Consider the following 5,401-nt stretch of genomic DNA (forward strand, 5'->3'; position numbering starts at 1 on the left):
CCCGGCGTAGGGTCCGGCGGCGACGGCGGGCGCTCCCGCGTGCAGCGGTGTCGCCAGGCGCGGGCGCAGGGCCCGGAGTTCGGCGGCGCAGTCGGGGCACAGGCCCCTCCAGACGCCGCCGCCCGCCGCCCGTGCGCTCCGGCAGGAGGCGCAGGCGGCGGGCAGGAACAGGTCCCGGGCGTCCTCGATGAGATTCACGCCGGTCTAACGAGGATCAGGTCCTCAAGGTGATCGCCGGCGGGATGCGGCTGGCGCGCCAGGCCGGGTAGACCCCGGCGACGACGCCGACGACGGCGCCGATGACGGGTCCGGCGGCGAACAGCCCGGGGTCGAAGACGATCTGCCAGTCGCGGTAGAGCGAGACGACCGCGGTGACGTTCACGCCCAGGACCGTGCCGACGAGGCCGCCGATGAGGCCGATGAGCGTGGACTCCCACACGAACTGCATCGCCACGGCCCGGCGGGCGGCGCCGACGGCGCGCCGCAGGCCGATCTCCGAGCGCCGCTCCATGACGGAGACGAGCGCGGTGTTGGAGACCGAGACGGCGCCGATGACGAGCGAGACGGCCGCGAGGCCGAGCAGGAGGGCCTGCATCTCGTTCTCGACGCCCTTGCGGAACGAGCGCAGGTCGGAGGGCTTGGACACCGACAGGTTGTCGGCGCCTTCGGGGAAGACCGCGGTGGGCGCGGTGTCGGCGACCTTGTCGGCGGCGCCGAGGTCGGTGCGGATGAAGACCTGCGCGGCCGCGTAGGACGCGTCGGCCTCCAGGCACGGGGTGGGCGGGATGATGACGGCGCCGGTGAGCTTGGCTTCGCCCTCGGGGGCCTGGTAGACCCCGACGAGCGCGTACTCCTCGCCGTCGATGTAGATCATCGGGCCGCCTTCGAGCGAGTTGTAGCCCAGGTCGCGGGCGGCGGACTCGTCGATGACGGCGACCTGGTCGCCGCGGGCGACGTGGCCCTCGTCGAAGGCCGCGCCCTTGGTGAACTCGAAGTCGTACGCGGCCATCGCGCCCGGCTCCATGCCGAAGACGGGGACTTCCCGGATGTAGTCCTGGTCCTCGGTGCGGGAGGCGGCGAGGTCCTCGGAGGAGCCGCACACGATCCCGGCGTCGAGGACGCCGTTGATGTCGCGGACCCGCTGGGACCCTTCGAGGGTCGGGGCGTAGCCGGCGTCCCTCATGCTGTCGGAGAACGAGACGGTGACCTGGGTGGCCTCGGTCGCGTCGAAGCGCTCGGCGATCGCGGCGGCCGAGGTGGACGAGAGCCCGACGGTGGCGACCGTGGCGGCGATGCCCAGGGCGATGCCGATCGCGGTCATCCAGGTGCGCATCGAGCGCCCGCGCAGGGACTGGAACGCCTCGTAGGCGATGCCCATGCTGCGGACCCCGAAGCGGCCCTTGGCCTTGGGGATCGCGTCCTTTTCGGCGCGGCGCTCGGCCTTCGCGGCCTTCTTGGCGGCCCGTCTGGCCTTGCGGCCCTTCGGTTCGCCGTCGGGCGCGTCGTCGGGGACCACGTACTCAAGGAGTTCGGTGTCGGTCTCCGGCTTGCGCGGCTTGCGGGCCATCAGCCGTTCTCCCGGTCGCGCCAGGCGATCACGACCTCGTCGCCGGCGGCGAGCTCGCCCTCGACGGGCACGACGACGCCGCGGCCCTCGTGGCGCAGGGTCACGTCGACCTCGACGTGGCGCTCCTCCTTCCCGTCGTCTTCGAGGACGGTGATCATCGTCCGGTCGTCCGAGTCGGTCCACAGTGCGGAGAGCGGCACGATGAGGGCGTCCTCGGCGGAGCGGGCGCGCACGAGCGTGACCTCCTGCTCCTCGCCGGGGGCGAGGTCCTCGATGCCTTCGAGCGCTTCGGCGTCGAACTCGAAGACGGCGAAGGTCTTCTCGACCGGCTCGCCTTCTTCGCCGGTCCACTCGTCGGTCTCGCCGGCCTCCTCGCGGACCTCCAGCTCGAAGCCGCCGACCTCCTGGCCCTCCATGGGCCCGTCGCCGTATTCGAGCTCGGCCTCGTCGCCGAGCTTGGACAGCTCGGAGGCGGTCTCCTCGTCGAGCTCGGCCTCCAGCTTCCAGTCGCCGGAGGCGAGGACCATGACGGGCTCCTCGGCCGAGACCGGCGCGGACTGCTGGGCGTTGATCTTGGACACCTGCATGGGCAGGTCGGGCAGGAACACGACCTCCGAGGCGGGCAGGACCACGCGCTCGACGGTCTCGGTCTGGGCGCCGCCGGTGTTCTCGTCTCCCTCGCCCTCGGTGCCGCCGTCGCCGGCGCCCTCCTCGGTCTCGGTGTCGCCCTCGGTCTCGACCTCCTCGGTGGAGGTCGCGTGGTCGTAGCCAGCGTGGTCGTAGAGCTTCTTCAGGTCCGAGACGGTGCGCGAGTCGAACGTGCCGGTCTTGGGGGTCCCGTAGAGCTGCTGGAGCGCCAGCTGGAGCTGTTCGACGTCGGGTCCGGTGTCGCCCTCGGTGAGGTCCCGGTAGGCCGGCACGTCCCCTTCCAGGGCGATCATCGGGCGGCCGGACACCTCCAGGATCACCGTGCCGGCCTTGACCTCGTCGCCGACCTCGACGGGGATCTTCGAGGCCAGGGCGGTCTCGATTCCTTCGGGCGCGCTGGGCGCGGGGACGCTGAAGTCGCCGGTGCGGTCGAGGACCGCCTCGAATTCGAGGGTGTCGACCAGTTGCTCCTGGTCGACCTTGACGGTGATGACGCTGTCATCGGGTTCGGCCGTCTCCTCGGCCCGCTGGGCCGGGGTCCGCGCCTGCGCCGCGAAGTACCAGGCGGTGGCCGTCGCTCCGAGCAGAGCGACGGCGAGCACCCCGCTGACGACATGGCTTTTCGTGAGCCGCATGTTGAAGTCCTCCTCCGCCCCGAAGACGCGCGGAGCGGAGGTTCCAGTTGCGGCCGGTTCGTCTCGATTCGGTAACGGCACTTGCGTGGCGGTCCGACTCCGGTTACGGATCCTCAGTTGTTGAGGCCGACGGACTTCATGCGGTCCTGGTGGGCGCGGGTGAGGCGGCGCAGGAGCGCGTCGAGGGTGCCGCCGTCGCCGACGATGATGCCGGTGAGCCGCTCGTTGGCGGCGGCCACGCCCTGGGCGCGGTTGATGCCCTCGCCGACGAGGCGCCGGGCCCACAGGGACAGGCGGCCGGTGACGGACTCGTCGGCCTCGACGGCGGCGCGGATCTCCTCGGCGGCGAGGTCGGCGGCGCCGCTCTCGGCGAGCACGGTCTCGATGACCTCGCGGTCGGCCTCGTCGAGGCCGGAGGAGACGGCGCGGAAGAAGTCGTCGGCGACGGCGTCGCCGAGGTAGACCTTCACGAGCGCTTCGAGCCAGTCGCGCGGCGAGGTGGAGGCGTCGAAGGACCGGAACGCCTCGCGGTAGGGCGCCATGGCCGCCGCGGGGTCCGCGCCGAGCGCGGTCAGCCGGTCGGCGATGAGCCGGTAGTTGCGAATCTCACCCACGGCCGCCTCCGAGAGCGCGGCGCGTCGGCCGAGGTCAGGGGCCAGTCGGGCGTCGAAGACCATGCGCTCGAACGCGAGCAGCTCCCCGAGGGCAAGCAGCCCAAGGAGTTCGACGACGGCTTCGCGGCTGGGGGCCGGCGGCGCCGGGGCCGGGGTCAGGTCGGGATCAGGAGTCTCGGACACCGGGGCAGGTTACCACTGGACTGTTGCGGGCCTCGTCTTCGCGTGTCCGTCGCCGATCTCTCGATTCCGCGCGTCTTCGCAGGCCAGAAGGGGCGGACTCGCACGAGTCCCGCAGCGGCGCGCCCCGCCCGGGAGCGGCGCACCGAGACGTTCGTGCCGGGAGAGCGTAGGATGGACCGGAAGGACCGCGGCCCCGAAGGGCCATCCCTATACCAGGCGGTCCTCAAGCGGTACCGGTTTCTTCACCGGGCCGCTCCTGCGAAGCGGCGACTCACCGAATCCGGCGGTCGTCGCCGCTGTGTAACGAGACATGATGTGGCGCCGAGTTCCCCGGATCTGGTGACGTCCTCCGCCACGAGGTGAACAGAGTGAACGAATTGAACAAGGACCGGCCCCAGAACGACGGGCCGACTTTCGCGGCCCTGGGTATTCGGGAAGAGACCGTCGAAGCGCTTGCAGCGCTTGGCATCGAGCGGGCCTTCGCGATCCAGGAGTACGCGATCCCGATCGCCCTGCGGGGCTCCGACATCATCGGCCGGGCGCCCACGGGCACCGGCAAGACCTTCGGCTTCGGCCTGCCCATCATCGACCGGATCACCTCCGCCGATGAGGGCGCCGACGGCCGCCCCCAGGCGCTGATCCTGGTCCCCACGCGCGAGCTGGGGCTCCAGGTGTCCCGCGACCTCGAAGACGCGGGCAAGACCCGGAACATCCGGGTCCTGCCGATCTACGGCGGTCGCGCCTACGAACCCCAGGTCGAGGCGCTGCGGGCGGGCGTCGACATCATCGTCGGCACCCCCGGGCGCCTGCTGGACCTGCACAAGTCCAAGCACATCAAGCTCGACGGCATCAAGCACTGCGTCCTCGACGAGGCCGACCGGATGCTCGACCTCGGATTCTCCGAGGACGTCGAGAAGATCCTCAAGCTCCTCCCCGAGCAGCGCCAGACGATGCTGTTCTCGGCGACGATGCCCGACACGATCATGTCGCTGTCGCGGCGCCACATGAACCGGCCCGTGACCGTGGCCGCCGACGTGAGCGCCCCCGACCTGGAGGCGGCCAACAACACCCGCCAGCTGGTCTACATGACCCACGCGATGAACAAGATCGAGGTCGCCGCCCGCATCCTCCAGGCGAACGGCCGCGGCCTGACGATCATGTTCTGCCGCACCAAGCGCGCCGCGCAGAAGGTCGCCGACGAGCTGGACTTCCGCGGGTTCGCGGTCGGCTCGGTCCACGGCGACCTCGGCCAGAACGCGCGCGAGCGGGCCCTGCGGGCCTTCCGCTCGGGGAAGATCGACGTGCTCGTCGCGACCGACGTGGCCGCGCGCGGCATCGACGTCCCCGACATCACGCACGTCATCAACTTCGACGCGCCCGAAGAGGCCGAGACCTACGTCCACCGCATCGGCCGCACCGGCCGCGCGGGCGCGACCGGCATCGCCGTCACGTTCCTGACGTGGGAGGACCTGCCCCGCTGGAAGATCATCGTCAAGGCCAACAACCTCGACCTGGGCGACCCGCTGGAGACGTACCACACCTCCGACCACCTGTACACCGACCTGGACATCCCCGAGGGCGCCCCGCCGGCGCTCCCGAGCGAGCTCCGCAAGCGCGACGGCCTCAGCGCCGAGCGCGAGGAGAACGTCGAGGGCGAGCCGCGCAAGAAGGGCGGCGGCCGAGGCCGCGGCCCGCGCGGACGCAGCCAGGGCGGCGGACGCGGACGCGGCGAGAGCGACCGCGGTCGCGGCGAG

At 71.5% G+C, this 5,401-nt stretch carries 4 protein-coding genes and 1 pseudogene; 1 reads left to right on the forward strand and 4 read right to left on the reverse strand.

Annotation, left to right across the window (positions count from 1 at the left end; translation table 11 throughout):
* The 4 genes and pseudogenes from DI269_RS13870 to DI269_RS13885 form a co-directional block, all read right to left on the reverse strand.
* Positions 1–198, reverse strand: a pseudogene (locus DI269_RS13870) (ComF family protein); the annotation flags it as partial.
* Between the two features lie 16 nt (positions 199–214).
* Positions 215–1,567 carry an ABC transporter permease gene (locus DI269_RS13875; protein WP_112136799.1) on the reverse strand — a complete coding sequence of 451 codons (1,353 nt, stop codon included), beginning with the start codon at positions 1,565–1,567 and terminating at the stop codon, positions 215–217.
* Positions 1,567–2,850 carry an efflux RND transporter periplasmic adaptor subunit gene (locus DI269_RS13880; protein WP_112136801.1) on the reverse strand — a complete coding sequence of 428 codons (1,284 nt, stop codon included), beginning with the start codon at positions 2,848–2,850 and terminating at the stop codon, positions 1,567–1,569. The genes DI269_RS13875 and DI269_RS13880 overlap by 1 nt, the downstream gene beginning before the upstream one ends.
* A gap of 113 nt (positions 2,851–2,963) precedes the next feature.
* A complete protein-coding gene (locus tag DI269_RS13885; RefSeq protein WP_198667419.1) occupies positions 2,964–3,647 on the reverse strand; it encodes a ferritin-like fold-containing protein in 684 nt (227 codons plus the stop codon).
* 359 nt (positions 3,648–4,006) lie between these two features.
* Between DI269_RS13885 and DI269_RS13890 the strand changes: the two genes are divergently transcribed.
* On the forward strand, positions 4,007–5,401 hold a 1,395-nt coding region (locus DI269_RS13890; protein WP_112136805.1), incomplete at its 3' end, for a DEAD/DEAH box helicase.

This window comes from Glycomyces dulcitolivorans (assembly GCF_003265355.1).
Classification (GTDB): domain Bacteria; phylum Actinomycetota; class Actinomycetes; order Mycobacteriales; family Micromonosporaceae; genus Glycomyces; species Glycomyces dulcitolivorans.

What these genes read in the sequence shown, in the direction of transcription:
- DI269_RS13875 (WP_112136799.1), bottom strand. Translation starts at nt 1,567, where the DNA reads ATGGCCCGCAAGCCGCGCAAGCCGGAGACCGACACCGAACTCCTTGAG.
- DI269_RS13880 (WP_112136801.1), bottom strand. Translation starts at nt 2,850, where the DNA reads ATGCGGCTCACGAAAAGCCATGTCGTCAGCGGGGTGCTCGCCGTCGCT.